The 20159-nt window shown below is 44.5% G+C and carries 20 protein-coding genes and 1 other annotated feature; of the genes, 12 read left to right on the forward strand and 8 right to left on the reverse strand.

Annotated features, from left to right (window positions below; genetic code table 11):
• Nucleotides 1-122 precede the first annotated feature (122 nt).
• The 3 genes from epr (at nucleotide 123) to sacY (ending at nucleotide 4762) form a co-directional block, all read left to right on the forward strand.
• Nucleotides 123-2060, forward strand: coding sequence for a minor protease Epr (gene epr, locus RAC86_RS09750; RefSeq protein WP_377885548.1), 1938 nt, complete (start codon nucleotides 123-125; stop codon nucleotides 2058-2060).
• A 426-nt stretch (nucleotides 2061-2486) separates the two neighbouring features.
• A complete protein-coding gene (gene sacX, locus RAC86_RS09755) occupies nucleotides 2487-3866 on the forward strand; it encodes a SacY negative regulator SacX (RefSeq protein ID WP_024572918.1) in 1380 nt (459 codons plus the stop codon).
• Nucleotides 3867-3919: 53 nt separating this feature from the next.
• The gene (gene sacY / locus RAC86_RS09760; RefSeq protein ID WP_003244589.1) at nucleotides 3920-4762 is read left to right on the forward strand and encodes a transcription antiterminator SacY; all 843 of its coding nucleotides are present in this window, start codon (nucleotides 3920-3922) and stop codon (nucleotides 4760-4762) included.
• Between the two features lie 52 nt (nucleotides 4763-4814).
• Here sacY and RAC86_RS09765 read toward each other — a convergent pair whose 3' ends face one another.
• On the reverse strand, nucleotides 4815-5675 hold the full coding sequence (locus RAC86_RS09765; protein WP_014478368.1) for a glycosyltransferase family 8 protein: 861 nt from the start codon (nucleotides 5673-5675) through the stop codon (nucleotides 4815-4817).
• Between the two features lie 109 nt (nucleotides 5676-5784).
• Nucleotides 5785-6498, reverse strand: a complete 714-nt coding sequence (locus RAC86_RS09770; RefSeq protein WP_377885549.1) for a YwaF family protein — start codon at nucleotides 6496-6498, stop codon at nucleotides 5785-5787.
• 149 nt (nucleotides 6499-6647) lie between these two features.
• Between RAC86_RS09770 and ywaE the strand changes: the two genes are divergently transcribed.
• The 3 genes from ywaE (at nucleotide 6648) to ywaD (ending at nucleotide 10178) form a co-directional block, all read left to right on the forward strand.
• Nucleotides 6648-7163, forward strand: coding sequence for a tyrZ transcriptional regulator YwaE (gene ywaE, locus RAC86_RS09775; RefSeq protein WP_003227345.1), 516 nt, complete (start codon nucleotides 6648-6650; stop codon nucleotides 7161-7163).
• Nucleotides 7158-7372, forward strand: a binding site (T-box leader). Its footprint overlaps the gene before it by 6 nt.
• Nucleotides 7373-7413: 41 nt before the next feature.
• Nucleotides 7414-8655 carry a tyrosine--tRNA ligase gene (gene tyrS / locus RAC86_RS09780; RefSeq protein WP_377885550.1) on the forward strand — a complete coding sequence of 414 codons (1242 nt, stop codon included), beginning with the start codon at nucleotides 7414-7416 and terminating at the stop codon, nucleotides 8653-8655.
• Between the two features lie 155 nt (nucleotides 8656-8810).
• Nucleotides 8811-10178, forward strand: coding sequence for an aminopeptidase YwaD (ywaD, locus tag RAC86_RS09785; protein WP_377885552.1), 1368 nt, complete (start codon nucleotides 8811-8813; stop codon nucleotides 10176-10178).
• 48 nt (nucleotides 10179-10226) lie between these two features.
• On the opposite strand, the gene RAC86_RS09790 is transcribed toward ywaD, so the two are convergent.
• From RAC86_RS09790 to RAC86_RS09815, 6 genes are all read right to left on the reverse strand, one after another.
• Complete coding sequence (locus RAC86_RS09790) at nucleotides 10227-11066, reverse strand: helix-turn-helix transcriptional regulator (protein ID WP_019712842.1); 840 nt, start codon at nucleotides 11064-11066, stop codon at nucleotides 10227-10229.
• A gap of 67 nt (nucleotides 11067-11133) precedes the next feature.
• Nucleotides 11134-11517: a carboxymuconolactone decarboxylase family protein gene (locus RAC86_RS09795; RefSeq protein ID WP_377885553.1), complete on the reverse strand. Its 384-nt coding sequence runs from the start codon at nucleotides 11515-11517 to the stop codon at nucleotides 11134-11136.
• Between the two features lie 6 nt (nucleotides 11518-11523).
• Nucleotides 11524-12717 carry an MFS transporter gene (locus RAC86_RS09800; RefSeq protein ID WP_377885554.1) on the reverse strand — a complete coding sequence of 398 codons (1194 nt, stop codon included), beginning with the start codon at nucleotides 12715-12717 and terminating at the stop codon, nucleotides 11524-11526.
• Nucleotides 12718-12846: 129 nt separating this feature from the next.
• Entirely contained in the window at nucleotides 12847-13479 is a 633-nt protein-coding gene (ywaC, locus tag RAC86_RS09805) for a GTP pyrophosphokinase YwaC (RefSeq protein WP_003244564.1), read from the reverse strand.
• A gap of 141 nt (nucleotides 13480-13620) precedes the next feature.
• On the reverse strand, nucleotides 13621-14556 hold the full coding sequence (locus RAC86_RS09810; RefSeq protein ID WP_009968370.1) for a 1,4-dihydroxy-2-naphthoate polyprenyltransferase: 936 nt from the start codon (nucleotides 14554-14556) through the stop codon (nucleotides 13621-13623).
• 162 nt (nucleotides 14557-14718) lie between these two features.
• The gene (locus RAC86_RS09815) at nucleotides 14719-14853 is read right to left on the reverse strand and encodes a hypothetical protein (protein ID WP_003227332.1); all 135 of its coding nucleotides are present in this window, start codon (nucleotides 14851-14853) and stop codon (nucleotides 14719-14721) included.
• 149 nt (nucleotides 14854-15002) lie between these two features.
• Between RAC86_RS09815 and RAC86_RS09820 the strand changes: the two genes are divergently transcribed.
• The 6 genes from RAC86_RS09820 (at nucleotide 15003) to RAC86_RS09845 (ending at nucleotide 20145) form a co-directional block, all read left to right on the forward strand.
• Nucleotides 15003-15152 (forward strand): teichoic acid D-Ala incorporation-associated protein DltX, encoded by a 150-nt coding sequence (locus RAC86_RS09820; RefSeq protein ID WP_003227330.1) that lies wholly within the window; start codon nucleotides 15003-15005, stop codon nucleotides 15150-15152.
• A 17-nt stretch (nucleotides 15153-15169) separates the two neighbouring features.
• Nucleotides 15170-16681 (forward strand): D-alanine--poly(phosphoribitol) ligase subunit DltA, encoded by a 1512-nt coding sequence (gene dltA, locus RAC86_RS09825; protein WP_377885555.1) that lies wholly within the window; start codon nucleotides 15170-15172, stop codon nucleotides 16679-16681.
• Nucleotides 16678-17865 carry a D-alanyl-lipoteichoic acid biosynthesis protein DltB gene (gene dltB / locus RAC86_RS09830; RefSeq protein ID WP_003227327.1) on the forward strand — a complete coding sequence of 396 codons (1188 nt, stop codon included), beginning with the start codon at nucleotides 16678-16680 and terminating at the stop codon, nucleotides 17863-17865. The genes dltA and dltB overlap by 4 nt, the downstream gene beginning before the upstream one ends.
• 16 nt (nucleotides 17866-17881) lie before the next feature.
• A complete protein-coding gene (gene dltC / locus RAC86_RS09835; RefSeq protein WP_003227325.1) occupies nucleotides 17882-18118 on the forward strand; it encodes a D-alanine--poly(phosphoribitol) ligase subunit DltC in 237 nt (78 codons plus the stop codon).
• The gene (dltD, locus tag RAC86_RS09840; RefSeq protein ID WP_003227323.1) at nucleotides 18118-19296 is read left to right on the forward strand and encodes a D-alanyl-lipoteichoic acid biosynthesis protein DltD; all 1179 of its coding nucleotides are present in this window, start codon (nucleotides 18118-18120) and stop codon (nucleotides 19294-19296) included. Before dltC ends, dltD begins: the two co-directional genes overlap by 1 nt.
• Before the next feature lie 90 nt (nucleotides 19297-19386).
• Nucleotides 19387-20145, forward strand: a complete 759-nt coding sequence (locus RAC86_RS09845) for an SDR family oxidoreductase (RefSeq protein WP_015714939.1) — start codon at nucleotides 19387-19389, stop codon at nucleotides 20143-20145.
• The last annotated feature ends 14 nt before the right edge of the window (nucleotides 20146-20159 follow it).

A 20159-nucleotide genomic window follows, 5' to 3' on the forward strand; every position in this document is an offset into this window, starting at 1 on the left:
GCGGAAAAAATCTGTATTTTGCTAAACAACCCTGCCCATGAAAAATTTTTTCCTTCTTACTATTAATCTCTCTTTTTTTCTCCGATATATATATCAAACATCATAGAAAAAGGAGATGAATCATGAAAAACATGTCTTGCAAACTTGTTGTATCAGTCACTCTGTTTTTCAGTTTTCTCGCCGTAGGCCCTCTCGCTCATGCGCAAAACAGCAGCGAGAAAGAGGTTATTGTGGTTTATAAAAACAAGGCCGGAAAGGAAACCATCCTGGATAGTGATGCTGATGTTGAACAGCAGTATAAACATCTTCCCGCGGTAGCGGTCACAGCAGACCAGGAGACAGTAAAAGAATTAAAGCAGGATCCTGATATTTTGTATGTAGAAAACAACGTATCATTTACCGCAGCAGACAGCACGGATTTCAAAGTGCTGTCAGACGGCACTGACACCTCTGACAACTTTGAGCAATGGAACCTTGAGCCCATTCAGGTGAAACAGGCTTGGAAGGCAGGACTGACAGGAAAAAATATCAAAATTGCCGTCATTGACAGCGGGATCTCCCCCCACGATGACCTGTCGATTGCCGGCGGGTATTCAGCTGTCAGTTATACCTCTTCTTACAAAGATGATAACGGCCACGGAACACATGTCGCAGGGATTATCGGAGCCAAGCATAACGGCTACGGAATTGACGGCATCGCACCGGAAGCACAAATATACGCGGTTAAAGCGCTTGATCAGAACGGCTCGGGGGATCTTCAAAGTCTTCTCCAAGGAATTGACTGGTCGATCGCAAACGGGATGGACATCGTCAATATGAGCCTTGGCACGACGTCAGACAGCAAAATCCTTCATGAGGCCGTGAACAAAGCATATGAACAAGGTGTTCTGCTTGTTGCCGCAAGCGGTAACGACGGAAACGGCAAGCCGGTGAATTATCCGGCGGCATACAGCAGTGTCGTTGCTGTTTCAGCAACAAACGAAAAGAATCAGCTTGCCTCCTTCTCAACAACTGGAGATGAAGTTGAATTTTCAGCGCCGGGGACAAACATCACAAGCACTTACTTAAACCAGTATTATGCAACAGGAAGCGGAACATCCCAAGCGACACCGCACGCCGCTGCCATGTTTGCTTTGTTAAAACAGCGTGATCCTGCCGAGACAAACGTCCAGCTTCGCGAGGAAATGCGGAGAAATATCGTTGATCTTGGTACCGCAGGCCGCGATCAGCAATTTGGCTACGGCTTAATCCAATATAAAGCACAGGCAACAGATTCAGCGTACGCGGCAGCAGAGCAAGCGGTGAAAAAAGCGGAACAAACAAAAGCACAAACCGATATCAACAAAGCGCAAGAACTCGTCAGCCAGCTGCCGGGCTCCGACGCCAAAACTGCCCTGCAAAAAAGACTGGATAAAGTACAGTCATACAGAAATGTAAAAGATGCGAAAGACAAAGTCGCAAAGGCAGAAAAATATAAAACACAGCAAACCGTTGATACAGCAGAAACTGCCATCAACAAGCTTCCGAACGGAACAGACAAAAAGAACCTTCAAAAACGCTTAGACCAAGTAAAACGCTACATCGCGTCAAAGCAAGCGAAAGACAAAGTTGCGAAAGCGGAAAAAAGCAAAAAGAAAACAGATGTGGACAACGCACAATCAGCAATTGGCAAGCTGCCTGCAAGTTCAGAAAAAACGTCCCTGCAGAAACGCCTTAACAAAGTGAAGAGCACCAATTTGAAGACGGCACAGCAATCCGTATCTGCGGCTGAAAAGAAATCAACTGATGCAAATGCGGCAAAAGCACAATCAGCCGTCAATCAGCTTCAAGCAGGCAAGGACAAAACGGCATTGCAAAAACGGTTAGACAAAGTGAAGAAAAAGGTGGCGGCGGCTGAAGCAAAAAAAGTCGAAACTGCCAAGGCAAAAGTGAAGAAAGCGGAAAAAGACAAAACAAAGAAATCGAAGACATCCGCTCAGTCTGCAGTGAATCAATTAAAAGCATCCAATGAAAAAACAAAGCTGCAAAAACGGCTGAACGCCGTCAAACCGAAAAAGTAACCAAAAACCTTTAAGACTTGCATTCCGGGTCTTAAAGGTTTTTTACATTCTAAGAACATCGCACACAACCTTTTTCCCATCCGCCTCACAGGCTTTTCATACTATTGCTATACAGCCATGAACAGCATAAAATGAACGTTATTACAGTTATCACCACATATGGCGGGATTGTGACTGGGCAGGCAGGCAAGACCCAATGATGCAAAGGGAGTATTAGTGCCTAAAAAGCAGGGCATTTTAACTCTTCTTTTCGTGTTGGGCTCATAACGGCGCCTTGGACAACCCCTATTCTCATGCTCCGTCGTCGACGCGGGCATTTTTGTCATTTTCAGCCGGTATTTCTCACTTTTTTCATTTTGATTGTCAACTTTTCATTTGATACGATGAACAAGCCGACTTTTCTTCAGCAAAGGAGGTTTTGATTGCTTGCATAAAGAGATTGCAAAAGAATTACTGCTGCTCGCAGGAGGAAAAAACAATATTATCAGCATCAGCCATTGTACGACCCGTCTTCGTTTTGATGTAAAGGACGAGACGAAAATTGATATACATGCCATTGAGAACCTGCAAGGTGTGCAGGGCACCTTTTTCCGTTATGGGCTTTTCCAGATTATCTTCGGAGCAGGCGTCGTCAACAAAATATATAAAGAAGTCGTTCATGTATGGGAGAACGCGCCTTCTGAAGAACCTGTCCACCAGAAAAAAGCCAGCCGGAAGCTGAACCCTGCCGCAGCTTTTGCGAAAACACTGTCCGATATTTTTGTGCCGATTATTCCGGCAATAACAGCAAGCGGCCTGCTCATGGGGCTGATCGGCATGATTAAGGTGTTTCACTGGTTCGCTGCCGGCAGCCCATGGATTAAAATGCTCGACCTCGTGTCCAGCACAGCCTTTATTTTACTGCCGATTTTAGTCGGCTTCAGTGCCGCACGGCAATTTGGCAGCAACCCATACCTAGGGGCAGTGATCGCGGGGCTTTTGACGCATCCTGATCTGCTGGACCCGTCTATGCTCGGCAGCAAAACCCCGTCTTCTTTAGACATATGGGGGCTTCATATCCCAATGATGGGCTATCAGGGTTCCATGATACCGATTCTTCTTTCCGTTTTTGTCATGAGCAAAATTGAGAAGCTATTAAAATCGATTGTGCCGAAGTCGCTTGATGTCGTGATCATTCCCTTTATTACGGTCATGGTGACAGGATGCCTCGCGCTGATTGTGATGAATCCCGCCGCGTCCATCATCGGCCAGATCATGACACAATCGATCGTCTATATTTATGATCACGCCGGCATTGCCGCCGGAGCCCTTTTCGGCGGCATCTACTCCACCATCGTCCTATCTGGATTGCATCATAGCTTTTATGCAATTGAGGCAACGCTGCTTGCTAATCCGCATGTCGGTGTCAACTTTTTAGTGCCGATATGGTCGATGGCGAATGTGGCCCAAGGCGGAGCGGGGCTTGCGGTATTCCTCAAAACGAAACAATCAAGCCTGAAAAAAATTGCGCTCCCCGCTTCTCTGACCGCGTTTTTAGGCATTGTTGAGCCGATTGTATTCGGGGTAAATCTCAAATTGATCCGTCCCTTTATCGGAGCAGCCATCGGCGGTGCTATTGGCGGAGCATACGTGGTTGCGGTACAAGTTGTGGCAAATTCCTACGGGCTGACAGGCATTCCGATGATTTCAATCGTGCTGCCGTTTGGCGCCGCTAATTTTGTTCATTATATGATCGGTTTCTTGATCGCAGCCGTCTCTGCTTTTATAGCTACATTGTTTCTCGGGTTTAAAGAAGAGACAGAATAACTGGATTTATTCGTTTTCATTCATAAAACGGGGGATGAAAGGACAAAAAAGCTATGAAAATTAAAAGAATCTTAAATCATAATGCTATCGTCGTAAAGGATCAAAATGAAGAGAAGATTCTCTTGGGTGCAGGAATTGCGTTTAACAAAAAGAAGAATGATATTGTCGATCCGTCAAAAATAGAAAAAACCTTTATCAGAAAAGATACACCTGACTATAAGCAGTTCGAAGAGATTTTAGAAACATTGCCTGAAGACCACATTCAGATTTCTGAGCAAATTATCTCTCATGCCGAAAAAGAGCTGAACATCAAAATCAACGAGCGCATTCATGTCGCTTTTTCAGACCATCTTTCTTTTGCAATTGAACGCCTGAGCAATGGGATGGTTATCAAAAATCCGCTGCTGAATGAAATCAAAGTCCTTTATCCAAAGGAGTTCCAGATCGGCTTATGGGCCAGAGCACTGATTAAAGATAAACTGGGGATTCACATTCCTGATGATGAAATCGGCAATATCGCCATGCATATCCACACAGCAAGAAACAATGCCGGCGATATGACACAAACGCTTGATATTACAACAATGATCCGTGATATTATCGAGATTATCGAAATTCAACTGTCTATTAATATCGTTGAAGATACCATCTCTTATGAACGGCTTGTGACCCATCTCCGCTTTGCCATTCAGCATATCAAAGCAGGCGAATCCATTTACGAGCTGGACGCAGAAATGATCGACATCATTAAAGAGAAGTTTAAGGATGCCTTCCTGTGTGCCCTAAGCATCGGCACCTTTGTGAAGAAGGAATACGGCTTTGAATTTCCTGAAAAAGAATTGTGCTACATCGCCATGCATATTCAGCGGTTCTACCAACGGTCAGTCGCACGCTGAGACAAACAAAAAACGCTTTTGATCATCTCAAAAGCGTTTTTTTATATCTGTATTATTGGTTGATCGCCGGATTCCCAATCGTATTCCACTTCGTATAGGACATGTAATGGAAATACTCATCGCGATACGGATGTTTTGTATTGGAGTTCCAAGGCTTTTCTCCGCCGCAGAAGTGCACGATTGCCGGGTTTTCTCTTGTTTCATTATATTGCTTCCGCCCTAACAGAGTCGGTGGGGTTTTCAGCTTTAACATGATATAGGTTTGAGCGTTCCAGCGCGGATGAAGTTCATACCACTGATCATACAAGATCGCATTCAGTGCATCTTGGTCATGCAGCACAAGAAAGTCTTCGTCTGGGTGTTCATTGATAAAGTTGATGACTTTTTCTGTGATGTTTTGCTTTCTCCAAGACTCAAAATCAATAATCATGATACCTGAGTTAAAATACTTCCCTGTATCAGTGACGTTCATTTCTTTCAGGCGTTCATGCTGCCCCGCATCCTCAACAGCAGCTACGGTGTATGGCGCAATGTCTAAGTCCCATAACTTGGAAATATCCTCTAGGACAAGCGCATCACAATCGATGTAAATCATTCGTTTGATGCTTTCATCCTTAATTAAGTCGGGAATCGAAATGCGGTAATACGCGGCTTTTGTAATATGGCTGCTCTCTACCGCATGTTCATACATTTTGGTATCCACTTCTAAAAACTCAATCGGCACTCCGAATTTCAAAGTGGTTTCTTCCAGTCTTTTTTTGTTATCAGGCTTAATTCCGCCATCAATGACGTATAATTTTACCTCTCTCTCCTGATCCATGTTAGTCAATAAAGAAACGAACATCCCACCTAAATGACGAGCATAATTATCATCTGCGCATGATACGATATGCATGATTTCATCTTTCCTCAATGGTATTCATCTCCCTTTTTGTTGTACAAGTTACATACCCTTTTTCAAAAAAATAAACACGTTCTCCGACATTTTTTTAAACAGAATGTGTGATACAACAAAAAAGGTGTCATTTTTTGAAGATGCGATAAAGCCAATAAAGAATGAAAAAGCTTGCGATTGTGATGGCTTCAGCCGAGACGATATACCACGGCCATGGCCCGAGAACATCTAAGAGAGAGGATCCGCCCGGTTTTTTCGTCAAATACATATAATTCGCGCCAAGCCAGCGATCAATCAGGAAAATACAGACGCCGTACACATTAACAAGCAGGACTGTCACCCATAACGAGCGCTGGCCCATTCTGTAGGTGCCAATCACAGCCATCAGCAGACAGGATAAAAACACAGACCCGTGAGAAATAAAAAAGAGGATATATCGGATATGCGGAAATGAAAACATACCGAGGTCAGGAGTGGCAAGAGCCTGAATCGAACTGCCGATGCCGGCAAAAAACAAAAACACAAACAGCTTTCTGCTTTTTGTCACTAACATAATAGCTGACAAATACACCGACAGGTCACTAAGCTGGAGAGGCAATGAAGTGCGCACCGACCACCTGCCCGTGGCGACCATCCATATTTGATAGCCGATTTGCGAACCAAGCAAAAGAAACATAAACAGAGAACGTAAAAACCGGCTGGCCCTCGGCTGCTTGACCCCCTCTTGGAACAAAAACAACAGAATGGCCAAAAGGGCGATAATCGCTAACGTCACTACATGCTCTGTCGAAAACAGATGAAACGGATCATGCTTATAGACGGATTGAACATATTTTTGCAAAACTGCACCCCCGTTTGCGGGTTTTTGTTTATTTTGGCGTTGTTTGGGCTTTTTTTATTCACTGATATATGGGCTTGAAGTTCACATCAGACTCTGTTACAATTCGTTTCATAGCTAATGATTCTGATAATTTAAGGCAGGCCTAAAAAATGGAACGTTCACATCAACATCAGCAGCTTCGGAAGGAAGAACACGATACACTTTCTAAGCTCAAACAAATGCCCGTCGAGTCACTCAACCTGGAAGCCATTTCGATCGCTACGAATCTGTATCGGTCTGCACAAAGGCTCCGTGTCAAAATGGAGACTGAGGTTCTTTCTTCCTATAACCTTTCTTGGACCGCTTTCTCCATTCTTTATGATCTATGGGTATGGGGAGCGCTCGAAACGAGAAAAATCGCTGAGCTGTCAGGGATATCTACAGCTACAGCAAGCAACGTGATCAAAACGCTCGAAAAAAAGAGTTTTTGCCGTAAAAGCATCGACACAAGAGATCGGCGACTCGTATTTGTCTCTATCACCGATTCCGGCAAACAAGCGATCGAAGAACTCTACCCGGAGTTTCACAAAGGGGAAACAGAGCTCATTGCGGGAATGACGAAGGACGAACAGAAAATATTGACAGGGCTGCTTAGAAAGGTAGCTGACAATCTTCATACAACATAAGCTTTGACGGGAATCCAGTAGCGGTTTGTCTCCCTGTTTCAGAGAGCCGGCGGAAGGTGCGAGCCGGCACACAGCAAACGTGAATTACCTCCCCGAGCTTTCTTTGTGAACCTTAAAGGTAGCAAAGAACGGGAAACCGTTATTCGAATGAGCGGAAGACGATGTCTTCAACCAGGGTGGTACCGCGTGCATTGAGCCACGTCCCTTATCGGGATGGGCTCTTTTTTGTGTTTGTAAAAAAGGAGGAAAAATGATGAGAACATTTGAGCAGCTCACAGCGTCACAGCAAAAAGAGGTAGAAAGACAGCTTCAGCTATACATGACAGGCGCCCACGAAGTCATACCGCCGGAGGAATTAAAGGCAAAGCTCGTGAAATCAATTTCCACGGGCACGCCGCTTAAAATTAAGCTCGGATTAGATCCGTCTGCACCGGATGTACATTTGGGCCATACGGTTGTGTTAAATAAGCTTCGCCAATTTCAAGAAAACGGCCACATTGTCCAGCTGTTAATTGGGGATTTCACAGGAAAAATTGGTGATCCGACCGGAAAATCGGCAGCCAGAAAGCAACTGACTGATGAAGAAGTTCAGCACAATGCCAAAACCTACTTTGAGCAATTCGGAAAAGTGCTTGATCCAGAAAAAGTCGAGCTTCACTATAACTCAAAATGGCTGAAAACATTGAATCTGGAAGATGTCATTGAATTAGCAGGGAAAATAACGGTAGCCCGCCTGATGGAGCGCGACGACTTTGAAGAACGCATCGCCATGCAAAAACCAATCTCACTGCATGAATTCTTTTACCCATTGATGCAGGGATATGATTCTGTCGTTCTCGAAAGTGATATTGAATTAGGCGGAACGGATCAGCATTTCAATGTCCTCATGGGGCGGCATTTTCAAGAACGATACAACAAAGAAAAACAAGTCGTCATCCTTATGCCGCTCTTGGAAGGCTTGGATGGCGTCGAGAAAATGTCGAAGTCGAAACACAACTACATTGGCATTAACGAACATCCAAACGACATGTACGGAAAAACGATGTCACTGCCCGACAGCCTGATGAAAAAATACATCCACTTGGCGACAGACTTAGAGCTTGAAGAGAAAAAACAGCTCGTAAAAGACTTAGAAACCGGCGCCGTTCATCCGCGTGATGCCAAAATGCTTTTAGCCAAAACAATCGTCCGAATGTATCACGGAGAGAAAGCAGCAGAAGCTGCCGAACACTCGTTTAAAACAGTCTTTCAGGAAAAAAGCCTGCCGGAAGATATACCGGCCGTAAACTGGAAAGGCGAAAAAACGATAGCGATGATTGATCTGCTCGTCAAGCTAAAGCTCCTCTCTTCGAAGAGCGAGGCGCGCCGCATGATTCAAAACGGCGGTGTACGCATCGACGGAGAGAAAGTAACAGATGTTCACACCAAAGCAGAGATAAGAGAGAATATGATCATCCAAGTCGGCAAACGCAAGTTTTTAAAGCTCCAATAGTCTGATATTCCGAAACGCTTATGACCCTTCATTCATAAGCGTTTTTTTGCAGGTATAAAGCACTGTCTTTTCAAAAACGCTCTCCATCTTGCAGGAAACTCCTTTAGCATCCCGAAATATTCCCCAACCATACATTTAGGGGAGGTTTATTTTTGATGAAAAAGCTTTTGACTGTCATGACGATGGCTGTTTTAACTGCCGGCACACTGCTCTTGCCGGCACAGAGTGTCACCCCTGCCGCGCACGCTTTACAAATATCAAATAGCGAGCGCGAGCTTCCATTCAAAGCAAAGCATGCGTACTCTACCATTTCTCAGCTAAGTGAAGCAATCGGCCCCAGAATAGCCGGAACTGCAGCTGAAAAAAAGAGTGCCCTATTGATCGCCTCATCCTTGAGAAAATTAAAGCTTGATGTGAAGGTTCAACGATTCAACATTCCTGACCGGCTTGAGGGTACACTGTCTTCAGCAGGACGCGATATTCTTCTCCAAGCGGCGTCCGGCTCAGCTCCGACTGAAGAACAAGGGCTGACGGCCCCGCTTTACAATGCGGGATTGGGCTATCAAAAGGACTTTACCGCTGACGCCAAGGGCAAAATCGCCTTGATTTCCAGAGGAGACCTGACTTATTACGAGAAAGCCAAAAATGCCGAAGCCGCCGGAGCGAAAGCTGTCATCATTTATAACAACAAAGAAAGCCTCGTGCCTATGACGCCAAACCTGTCGGGAAATAAAGTCGGCATTCCGGTCGTCGGCATTAAGAAAGAAGACGGTGAAGCACTTACCCAGCAAAAAGAAGCCACCTTAAAACTAAAAGCATTCACAAACCAAACCTCCCAGAATATCATCGGAATCAAAAAACCAAAGAACATCAAACATCCAGACATTGTGTACGTGACGGCCCATTACGACAGTGTTCCTTTTTCGCCCGGAGCAAATGACAACGGCTCAGGAACCTCTGTTATGCTGGAGATGGCACGTGTCTTAAAAAGCGTTCCATCTGATAAAGAAATCCGCTTTATCGCTTTCGGCGCCGAAGAGCTCGGCCTGCTCGGCTCCTCTCACTATGTAGATCATCTATCAGAAAAAGAGCTGAAACGAAGCGAAGTGAACTTCAACTTAGATATGGTAGGCACAAGCTGGGAAAAAGCGTCTGAGCTGTATGTCAACACATTGGATGGCCAATCTAACTATGTTTGGGAATCCAGCCGTACGGCTGCTGAAAAAATTGGGTTTGACAGCCTGTCTCTGACACAGGGAGGATCATCTGATCATGTGCCATTCCACGAAGCCGGCATTGATTCCGCCAACTTTATTTGGGGAGACCCGGAAACAGAAGAAGTTGAGCCGTGGTATCATACCCCTGAAGACTCGATTGATCATATCAGCAAAGAACGCCTCCAGCAAGCAGGCGATCTTGTGACAGCCGCTGTCTATGAGGCTGTGAAAAAAGAGAAGAAACCGAAAACCATTAAGAAACAAATGAAGGCGAAAGCATCTGACATTTTTGAAGATATCAAATAAAAAAAGACGGCACTTGGGTGCCGTCTTTTTTTTATAATGATCAGCTGTTTAGCCGTCTATAAGTAAAGCTTTCAGTTTATCAACTGTATTTTCTTTTTCTAACGGGCGATAAATGGTCAGTTTCAAATCAGGAGAGTCATATATTTGTAATGTCATATGCTCCATCACCATTGTTCCGGCTGCCGGGTGATGAAGTACTTTTTCTCCTGCGTGTGTGCCTAATACTTCGTGGTGGTTCCACCATTTTTTAAATTCCGGGCTTCTTTCAGTTAACTCATCGATCAGCTCTTTTATCCATGCTTCCCCAAGAAACCGGCTGGCTGTCGATCGAAACTGTGCGATAAGTTTTTTGGCGTGGCTTTCCCAGTCGTCAAGCAGATCCCGATACTCCTTCGAGGTGAAACATCGCCATATGGCATTCCTTTCCTTACTGCCCATTTGGCCAAAATTGCCGAACACAGCACAAGCTGCTGTGTTCCAAGCAATAACGTCCCACTTTTCGTCAGTCACATAAACAGGGCAATTGGTTAAATGATCAATAAAGTGCCGCACAGCTAGAGGAAGGCTCTTATTATCTTCATCCTGATCATCTAAAGGAACATGATGGCCAGCCAACAGAAAGACATGACGTTTTTCCTCATAATTCAATTTGAGCACTCTCGATATGCTTTCCAGTACCTGTGTTGATACCCGAATATCCCTTCCCTGCTCCAGCCATGTGTACCATGTGACACCTATACCGGACAGCTGGGCCAATTCCTCTCTTCTCAAGCCTGTTGTTTTCCTTCTGGTGCCCATAGGCAATCCAAATTCTTGCGGAGAAAGCTGTGCCCTTTTCAGTTTTAAAAACTCCCCTAGCTCTTTCCGTTTTTCTGCCATACTGTCCACATACACACTCTCCTTCTGCATAGAATTTCCTATTAGTATTCTACATAAAAAGGAGAAGGTTTTTATATTATTTGTTTCGTTCTGCAAATACTTCCGCGGCCACAGGAAGAATGGTATTCAGTCCATTCGGGAAACCTGAGTAAATAATCATCTGCATCATGACTTCTATGAGTTCTTCTTGTGTCCATCCGACATTCAGGGCTCCGTTAATATAGAATTTCAGCTGCTGGGTATTGCCCAATGCAGTCAATCCAGCAACGGTTGCTAATAATCTGGATTTCAGATCAAGACCTGGTCTTGAAAAAATCTGACCGTAGTTAAACTCCACGGCAAGCACACCAAGGTCCGGAGCGATGGAATGTTTAAAATTGCCCACGATCGCTTCATAGTTCTCCTCATCAATTTGTTTCAGAATATCTAACCCTTTTTTATAACGTTCACTTGTTCGCATCAGCTTCTATCTCCCTTCCAATATCGCTTTTTCAGTAGTACGATTTATGGTAATCCTTGAACTGAAGGCAATACCGACCATGATCATCCCCAGAATACAAACACCGTTCCAATGAAACAGCATCCAGACTGCACCTCCTGCATACGATCCCAAGGCGCCGCCTAAAAACGTGCTGACCATAAAGAGGCCATTCAATCTGCTTCTCATTTCAGCCGACAATTGGAAAATCTCCGCCTGACACGCCACCTGATTCGCCTGAATGCCCATGGTGATGAATAAAGCGCCCAATACAATCACAATCAATGAAGTCTGGCCTGCCATTAATAAAACAAATGACAATAAGGTAAAAGACATACAAAGCTTGTTGGAAAAAGCAGCTCCTTTTTGATCAATAATCCGGCCGATCAGCGGAGTTGCAAAAGCCCCGCCAATTCCCACCAAACCGATTGTTCCGGCAGTCTGGCTGCCAAACGAGAATGGAGGTTCACTCACCATAAACACTAACGTCGTCCAAAATAAACTGAAGGCGCCGAACATGAAGCCTTGGTTTACACATGCTTTTCTTAACACTTTCTCCTTGATCAAAAGCGGAAATAATGAAGAAATGAGTTTTCCGTAATGAAATGCATGTGTCCCTTTGCTTTTCGGAAAGCAGAAGTGAATGATCAACATAATGATGACGGCTGCTGCACAGGCAATCCAATACATTAAGCGCCAGCCATAATGGGCATCTATCGCCCCGCTGACCACTCTCGCCCCTAAAATTCCGCAAACCAAGCCGATGGCTACGTTTCCGAGTACTTTTCCTCTGTTCCTGTCATTTGCTAAACCTGCCGCAAACGGCACAAGGATTTGAGGAATAATCGTGAAGAATCCCAATAATAAATTTGTGATGACTAGCCATGGAAAGCTTACAGCTAACGCTGAAGCGGCCGAACAAACCCCCACTAAGAATAGCAGGCTCACAATTAAGCGGCGGCGTTCAAAAAGATCTCCCAATGGAACAAGCAGAAGGTTCCCCGCCGCATAGCCAATCTGCGCCAATGTAGCAATCATCCCAGCTTGTGCCGGCGTCACATGAAACGTGCCTGCCATGCTGACGAGCAATGTTTGATTGATATAGACATTAGCTACCGTAAACCCGCTAGTCACCGCGATAAGAAAAATCAAACCTCTCGATAATGAAATGGAATGGTTCATGTTTACCCCCTTTCTTCATGCATGATAAAGCAGGTTCAATCATGGAAACAGAAGTGAGTTTATACTGGTATAAAAAGTACTAGCAAGCAAAGCAAAAAAGCGAAACCCTGTCAGGCTTCGCTTTTGTTATCAATCCACTTCTTTCTTAATCCCCAGCATTTTCTCATCTAGGTAATGGGCAATCTCCGCGGCTTCTTTCAGCTCATCTGTTAATTGCTTAGGAACGTCATTGTTCAATTTATAATAAATTTTATGTTCAAGGCTCGCCCAGAAATCCATCGCGATTGTCCGGATTTGAATTTCTGCTTTGACGTATTCCACACGGTTCGTTAAATTCACAGGCATCTCAATGATCAAATGCAGGCTTCGATAGCCATTCGGTTTGGGTGTCTGGATATAATCCTTTACCTTTACGATTCTCAAATCTTCATGCTGCTTCAACACATTCACGACGTTATAAATGTCAGAAATAAAGGAACAGATGATGCGCACGCCGGCAATGTCGTGAATATGCTCCTTCATTTCCTTCGTCGTAATCTCACAGCCCTTTCTCATTAACTTATTCACGATGCTTTCAAAGCTTTTGACACGGGATTTTGTATGTTCAATCGGGTTGTGTCCGTGAATGAGGTTATATTCCTGGCTGATAATTGAGAACTTTGTATCGAGCGCATCTAGCGCAAATTTATAAACTAATAATTCATTTTTCCAATCTTCCATTACTGTTTTTAAATCGTCCATATGTGTTACAGATAAATCCATTTTCGTCATCTCCTTTAACGGAACTTTATCCGCTGTCCATGTACTAGACGTCCCTGTCTGCTGCAAGGTTCTATGAATTTTTTTACAAAATGCGGTCGATTGTAACAAAAAAAGACCGCACGAAACGAGCGGTCTTTTTTATTATCGGAAATAGCTGATCAATAATCCGATCGAGAGCAGGAATCCGAAAAATGTATTTGTTTGGGCTGTTGATTTCATTGCGACAATCATATTCATCGGCATTTCGTTCTGGACGAAGCCCTTCACTGCCTGAACCGGCTTAGGCACGCTCAAAAAGACGACAAACAGCCATGGGCTTGCGGCACCGGTAATAACCAAGCCGACAACCCAGATATAAGCGACGGCAAACGACGCAGCTAACAGAGTAACAGCTCCCTTATGCCCCATCAAAATCGCCAATGTTTTGCGTCCGCCTTTTTTGTCCTCTTCAATATCACGAATGTTGTTCGACAGGTTAATCGCGCCGACAAGAATCGCAATCGGGATGGAAATCAAAATGCTCTGCATATTGATCTTATCTGTCTGAATGAAAAACGAAATCAGCACAAACACCGAACCCATGCAAATGCCTGAGAATAATTCACCGAACGGCGTGTACGCAATCGGCAGCGGCCCGCCTGTATACAGGTAGCCGATCGCCATGCCGACAAGGCCGATCAGCGCAAGCCACCAGCTGCTGCTGGCACAAATATAGACACCGAGCAAAATGGCAATCCCGTATGAGGCGAGAGCTAATTGCAAAATCGTTTTAGGCTTCATTCCGTGGCGTACAATTGCCCCTCCGATTCCGACTGATTCTGCTGTATCTAACCCGCGTTTAAAATCATAATATTCATTAAATAAGTTCGTCGCGATCTGGATCCATAGGCAAGAAAACAGCATAGCCAAAAACAGCAGCAGATCAACCTTCACATAAAACATCGCCAAAACGGTTCCGAGCAGCACAGGCACAAACGATGCGGTTAACGTATGAGGACGGGTTAACTGCCAAAGGATCTGCCCCATGCTTTCTTTTTGCGGCGCTGTCTGACCCTCACCCTTATTTGTTTGGTTCATCTTCCTCTTCCTTTCTATTAAAAGGCTTACTTTTTTTCAGCCGGCAGCTTAATAAAAAACTCCTTTTGCTTCCTTATCTATCATAATGACTTCTCCCTTATTTCACAAGATACCGCAAGAAGGCGTTTTCTTTCTTATTATACGCTTCTCGCCCTGATTTCATTAGGTTTCTGCTTTCACTTGAACAAACAGGTACAGAAAAATTTTTTTAAGTACATTACACTTTTTAAAAGTTAAAAAGATCTTTTGACTCCAGGTATCTTTTCCTTTATTATGAATCAGCTCGAAACATTCCATTCTTGCCCTTGCAGGTATAAAGATTCATTTTCAAAAACATACGCCGATATATTAATTTGAGGGAGATTAGGGAAAAAATGAAACTTTTTGAGCATCTGATCGTCAAATAATCATGTGATTGTCGAAAAAACGGGAAGGGAATTTTTGATATGCTGCAATTAATGAAACAGCTGTATGAAAAACCCGCTGTCAAGTGGACATGTCATACAGGCTTTTATTTGATGATACTGCTTGTTTTGTTTTTTATGTATGGTTTTCACACCGCGAATACCGGTTCATATATTTATAACGATTTCTAATTGGAGAGAGAATAACTATGAAACTTTTACATGCTATTCAAACACATGCGGAAACTTATCCGCAAACCGATGCCTTCCGCTCTCAAGGCCAGTCGCTCACGTATCAGGAATTATGGGAGCAGTCTGACCGCGCGGCTGCCGCGATCCAAAAACGCATTTCTGGGGAAAAGAAATCTCCTATCCTTGTGTACGGCCACATGGAGCCGCATATGATCGTTTCCTTCTTGGGAAGTGTCAAAGCGGGACATCCTTATATTCCGGTTGACCTTTCTATTCCGTCCGAACGGATTGTGAAAATTATCGAAGGCTCTGGAGCAGAATTGCTGATCCATGCAGCAGGACTCTCAATTGATGCAGTCGGCCAGCAGATTCAGACAGTTTCTGCGGAAGAACTGCTGGAAAACGAAGGCGGCTCTGTCAGCCAAGATCAATGGGTCAAAGAACACGAAACGTTTTATATCATTTACACTTCCGGGAGCACAGGAAATCCGAAAGGCGTGCAGATTTCCGCTGCGAACCTTCAAAGCTTCACAGACTGGATTTGTGCAGACTTTCCAGTCAGCGGAGGAAAAATATTTTTAAACCAAGCGCCGTTCTCATTTGATTTGTCTGTCATGGACCTATATCCGTGCCTTCAATCAGGCGGGACTTTACATTGCGTGACAAAGGATGCTGTGAATAAGCCGAAAGTCTTATTTGAAGAGCTGAAGAAGTCCGGGCTGAATGTGTGGACATCAACACCTTCCTTTGTGCAAATGTGCCTGATGGATCCGGGTTTTTCACAGGATCTGCTGCCTCATGCGGACACATTTATGTTTTGCGGAGAGGTTCTTCCGGTTTCTGTGGCAAAAGCGCTGCTTGAGCGTTTTCCGAAAGCGAAGATTTTTAATACGTACGGCCCGACTGAAGCGACAGTGGCTGTCACATCGGTTGAAATTACGGATGACGTCATCAGCCGCAGCGAATCGCTTCCAGTGGGCTTCGCCAAACCAGATATGAACATTTTCATTATGGATGAAGAGGGACAGCCGCTTCCTGAGGGAGAAAAAGGAGAAATCGTCATTGCAGGGCCGAGTGTAAGCCGAGGCTACCTTGGTGAACCTGAACTGACGGAAAAAGCGTTTTTCTCTCATGAAGGCCAGTGGGCATACCGAACTGGCGATGCCGGCTTTATTCAAGACGGTCAGATTTTCTGCCAAGGACGTTTGGATTTTCAGATTAAACTTCACGGCTATCGAATGGAGCTGGAGGAAATCGAGTTCCATGTCAGACAGTCACAGTACGTTCGTTCTGCTGTCGTGATTCCTTATCAGCCAAACGGAACAGTTGAGTACCTGATCGCTGCTATTGTGCCTGAGGAGCATGAGTTCGAGAAGGAATTCCAGCTGACAAGCGCTATTAAAAAAGAGCTTGCCGCTTCTCTTCCGGCATATATGATCCCGAGAAAATTTATCTATCAGGATCACATTCAAATGACGGCTAACGGCAAAATTGACCGAAAACGCATTGGCGAAGAGGTTCTTGTATGACGCCTTACAGCTCGTTTTTATTCTTTATACTGCTTGGCATTCTTCTTCTGCCGACGATCATTCTCGGCTTAAACGGAAAAAGATTTCAAGCATACAACATGTTCATATCTATCATTATATTGGCTTTAATTTTTTCGCACGACTTACACGGGGTCATCGCGCTGTGCCTGTTTACAATATGGCAGGTGCTCCTGATCAGCGGCTATCTGGCATACCGGCAGAAAGCGAACAGCGGCTTTGTCTTTTGCGGAGCTGTTATCGCGTCTATTCTGCCTTTATTTCTGTCAAAAATATGGCCGTTTCTTTCACACCCGCAGCCGCATCATCCGCCGCATAACCTGATCAGCTTTTTAGGGATTTCATATTTAACCTTTAAAGGCGTTCAGCTGATTATGGAAGCAAGAGACGGACTGCTGAAAGAACAGCTGCCATTGCACCGCCTGCTGTATTTCATCCTGTTTTTCCCGACGATTTCCTCCGGCCCGATCGACAGATACCGCCGGTTCGTCAAGGATGAACAGAAGGCTTGGACGAAAGAAGAATACGCCGACCTGTTGTATACGGGAATCCATAAAATCTTCATCGGTTTCCTGTATAAATTTATTATCGGCTACGCGATCAATACGTACTTCATCATGAATCTTCCCGCAATCACGCACAATAAGATTCTTGGGAACCTGCTGTACATGTACGGCTACAGCATGTATTTATTCTTTGATTTCGCCGGCTACACGATGTTTGCCGTCGGGGTCAGCTACATTATGGGCATTAAATCACCAGAAAACTTTAATAAACCGTTTATCAGTAAAAATATTAAAGATTTCTGGAATCGCTGGCATATGTCTCTGTCATTTTGGTTCAGAGATTATGTGTTTATGAGATTCGTATTTTGGATGACTAAGAAAAAGTGGATCAAAAACCGTATGGCCGTCTCAAACATCGGGTATTTCCTGCTGTTTATGCTGATGGGGGTTTGGCACGGGCTCGCGCCGCAATATATCATTTACGGCCTCTATCACGCCGTTCTGATGACGTGTTACAACTTTTTCGAGAAGTGGAATAAGAAATATAAATGGCTGCCGTCCAACCGCTGGACAACCATTCTCGCTATTGTGATCACATTCCATTTCGTTTGCTTCGGGTTTTATATTTTCTCAGGAAAACCATTTCATCACCACCATTAAAGGAGATTAGAAAGCTATGGATTTTAAACAAGAGGTATTAGACGTTTTAGCAGAGGTTTGCCAGGATGACATCGTAAAAGAAAATCCTGATATTGAAATTTTTGAAGAAGGTTTGCTTGATTCTTTTGGAACAGTAGAATTGCTGCTTGCGATTGAAAACCGTTTTGATATTTTAGTGCCGATCACTGAATTTGACCGGGACGTTTGGAATACACCTAACAACATTGTAAATCAGCTGTCTGAGTTGAAATAATGAAAAAGCGTTTTTTCGGTCCAATTATTTTGGCGTTTATTCTATTCGCAGGCGCCATCGCAATTCCATCTTCATGGCTGACAGGCTTCATCACCGATAAGCGTGTGAAAGAGTCAGCAACAGCCTTGAATCCGAGTATGTTTCAAGGGCTATATTTACAAGATCAGATGCTCAAAGATCCGACATATCTTCCGATTTACGGGTCTTCTGAGCTTTCTCGGCTGGACGAGTTCCACCCATCTAATTATTTTCAGGTAAACAATGAGGGATTCACGCCATACCTTGTCGGCAAAGGCGGATCCCAGTCATTGATTCATTCTTTAAACTTCGCTGCCCACATGGATCAGCTGAAGGGCAAAAAAATCGTATTCATCGTGTCTCCGCAATGGTTTATTAAGCGCGGGTCTGATGAACAGCATTTCGCGCCGAACTATTCTGCGCTGCAAGGGCTTGATTTGGCATTTAACGATCAGATCGATCCTGAAATTAAAAAGAAAATGATGAAACGCATGCTTCGCTTTAAGGCTGTGCAAAACGATGCCATTCTTTCTGAGCTGTACAAAGCAATGGTAAACGGCCAGACGTGGAAAGTGAACGCGCTGAAGCCGGCGGCGAAAGTGTATTACAGCATGCTGGAAAAGAAAGATCTGTATTATTCAACGACAGAATCATCCGGGCCAAAGCGCTATATCTCGCAGTCAGTAAAGGATAAGTCATGGTCTGAATTGAATAAACTAGCGGATCAATCGGGCAAACGCCACTCCGGTTCTAACGATTTTCACATCGACAACCCTGTCTATAAAAAGCTGAAGCCGAAAGTGCCTAAGCTGAAAGGGAAAAACAAAGGAAGATCGTATGCGGTGTCACCGGAATATGGCGACTTTGAAATGATGCTCGATATCCTGAAGGATGCGGGCGCAGAGCCTATGTTTGTCACCATTCCTGTTAACGGGAAATGGTACGATTACACGGGCTTCCCGAAAAAAGGACGCACTGACTATTACAAAAAGGTAAATAAACAAATCAGAGCGAAGGGCTTCCAGGTTGCTGATTTCTCAGGGCATGAATATGACCCGTATTTCATGAAAGACACCATTCACATCGGCTGGAAAGGCTGGGTGTATGTCGATAAAGCAATTGACGAATTTTATAAAACCGGAAAAGTCACTTCATCCTGAGCATCTCATAGGACGCGGCTGCATATTTCCTGCTAAGATTTGAAATAGTAAAGGAATCACAGCCAACTTAATTAAGAGGTGTTACATCCAATGAAGATGACAGGCAATACGGTTTTAATCACAGGGGGTTCTGCTGGCATCGGGCTTGAACTGGCCAAGCGCCTGCTGGAGCTCGGCAATGAAGTTATCATTTGCGGACGCAGCGAAGCACGTCTTGCAGAAGCGAAGCAGCAGCTCCCAAACATCCATACAAAGCAATGTGATGTTGCAGACCGTTCGCAGCGGGAAGCATTGTATGAATGGGCTTTAAAGGAATATCCGAACTTGAATGTTCTCGTCAACAACGCCGGCATTCAAAAGGAAATTGACTTTAAAAAAGGGACAGAGGATCTTTTTGTGGACGGTGATGAAATTGAACTTAATTTCCAAGCGCCTGTCCATTTATCCGCCCTTTTCACACCTCATTTGATGAAGCAGCCTGAAGCGGCAATCGTTCAGGTCACATCCGGGCTTGCGTTTAACCCGTTAGCTGTTTATCCGGTGTACTGCGCAACAAAAGCAGCACTTCACTCGTTCTCGCTTACGCTCAGACACCAGCTCCGCGACACGAGCGTGGAAGTGATTGAAATGGCACCGCCTATGGTGGACACGGGCTTAAACCAAAAATCACGCGATAAACAAGGCCTGACGTACCGGGGCATTTCATCTGAAGAATATGTTCAATATTTCTTGGACGGCTTGAAGGAAGGCAAACAGGAGATTACAAATGAACGTGTTGAAGGTCTTCGGGATGCCACTCGCGCCGATTATGACAGGTTATTCGAGCATATGAACACGCAGGAGAATTAATTTCTCCTGCTTTT

It is taken from the genome of Bacillus sp. LR_5 (genome assembly GCF_042709275.1).

Bases quoted from the DNA above. Each gene is read 5' to 3' on its own strand.
- dltA (WP_377885555.1), top strand. From the start codon at position 15,170: ATGAAACTTTTACATGCTATTCAAACACATGCGGAAACTTATCCGCAA.
- sacY (WP_003244589.1), top strand. From the start codon at position 3,920: ATGAAAATTAAAAGAATCTTAAATCATAATGCTATCGTCGTAAAGGAT.
- RAC86_RS09845 (WP_015714939.1), top strand. From the start codon at position 19,387: ATGAAGATGACAGGCAATACGGTTTTAATCACAGGGGGTTCTGCTGGC.
- ywaE (WP_003227345.1), top strand. From the start codon at position 6,648: ATGGAACGTTCACATCAACATCAGCAGCTTCGGAAGGAAGAACACGAT.
- ywaD (WP_377885552.1), top strand. From the start codon at position 8,811: ATGAAAAAGCTTTTGACTGTCATGACGATGGCTGTTTTAACTGCCGGC.
- RAC86_RS09815 (WP_003227332.1), bottom strand. From the start codon at position 14,853: ATGGAATGTTTCGAGCTGATTCATAATAAAGGAAAAGATACCTGGAGT.
- ywaC (WP_003244564.1), bottom strand. From the start codon at position 13,479: ATGGATTTATCTGTAACACATATGGACGATTTAAAAACAGTAATGGAA.
- RAC86_RS09820 (WP_003227330.1), top strand. From the start codon at position 15,003: ATGCTGCAATTAATGAAACAGCTGTATGAAAAACCCGCTGTCAAGTGG.
- RAC86_RS09795 (WP_377885553.1), bottom strand. From the start codon at position 11,517: ATGCGAACAAGTGAACGTTATAAAAAAGGGTTAGATATTCTGAAACAA.
- epr (WP_377885548.1), top strand. From the start codon at position 123: ATGAAAAACATGTCTTGCAAACTTGTTGTATCAGTCACTCTGTTTTTC.
- RAC86_RS09800 (WP_377885554.1), bottom strand. From the start codon at position 12,717: ATGAACCATTCCATTTCATTATCGAGAGGTTTGATTTTTCTTATCGCG.
- dltB (WP_003227327.1), top strand. From the start codon at position 16,678: ATGACGCCTTACAGCTCGTTTTTATTCTTTATACTGCTTGGCATTCTT.
- tyrS (WP_377885550.1), top strand. From the start codon at position 7,414: ATGATGAGAACATTTGAGCAGCTCACAGCGTCACAGCAAAAAGAGGTA.
- RAC86_RS09810 (WP_009968370.1), bottom strand. From the start codon at position 14,556: ATGAACCAAACAAATAAGGGTGAGGGTCAGACAGCGCCGCAAAAAGAA.
- dltD (WP_003227323.1), top strand. From the start codon at position 18,118: ATGAAAAAGCGTTTTTTCGGTCCAATTATTTTGGCGTTTATTCTATTC.
- dltC (WP_003227325.1), top strand. From the start codon at position 17,882: ATGGATTTTAAACAAGAGGTATTAGACGTTTTAGCAGAGGTTTGCCAG.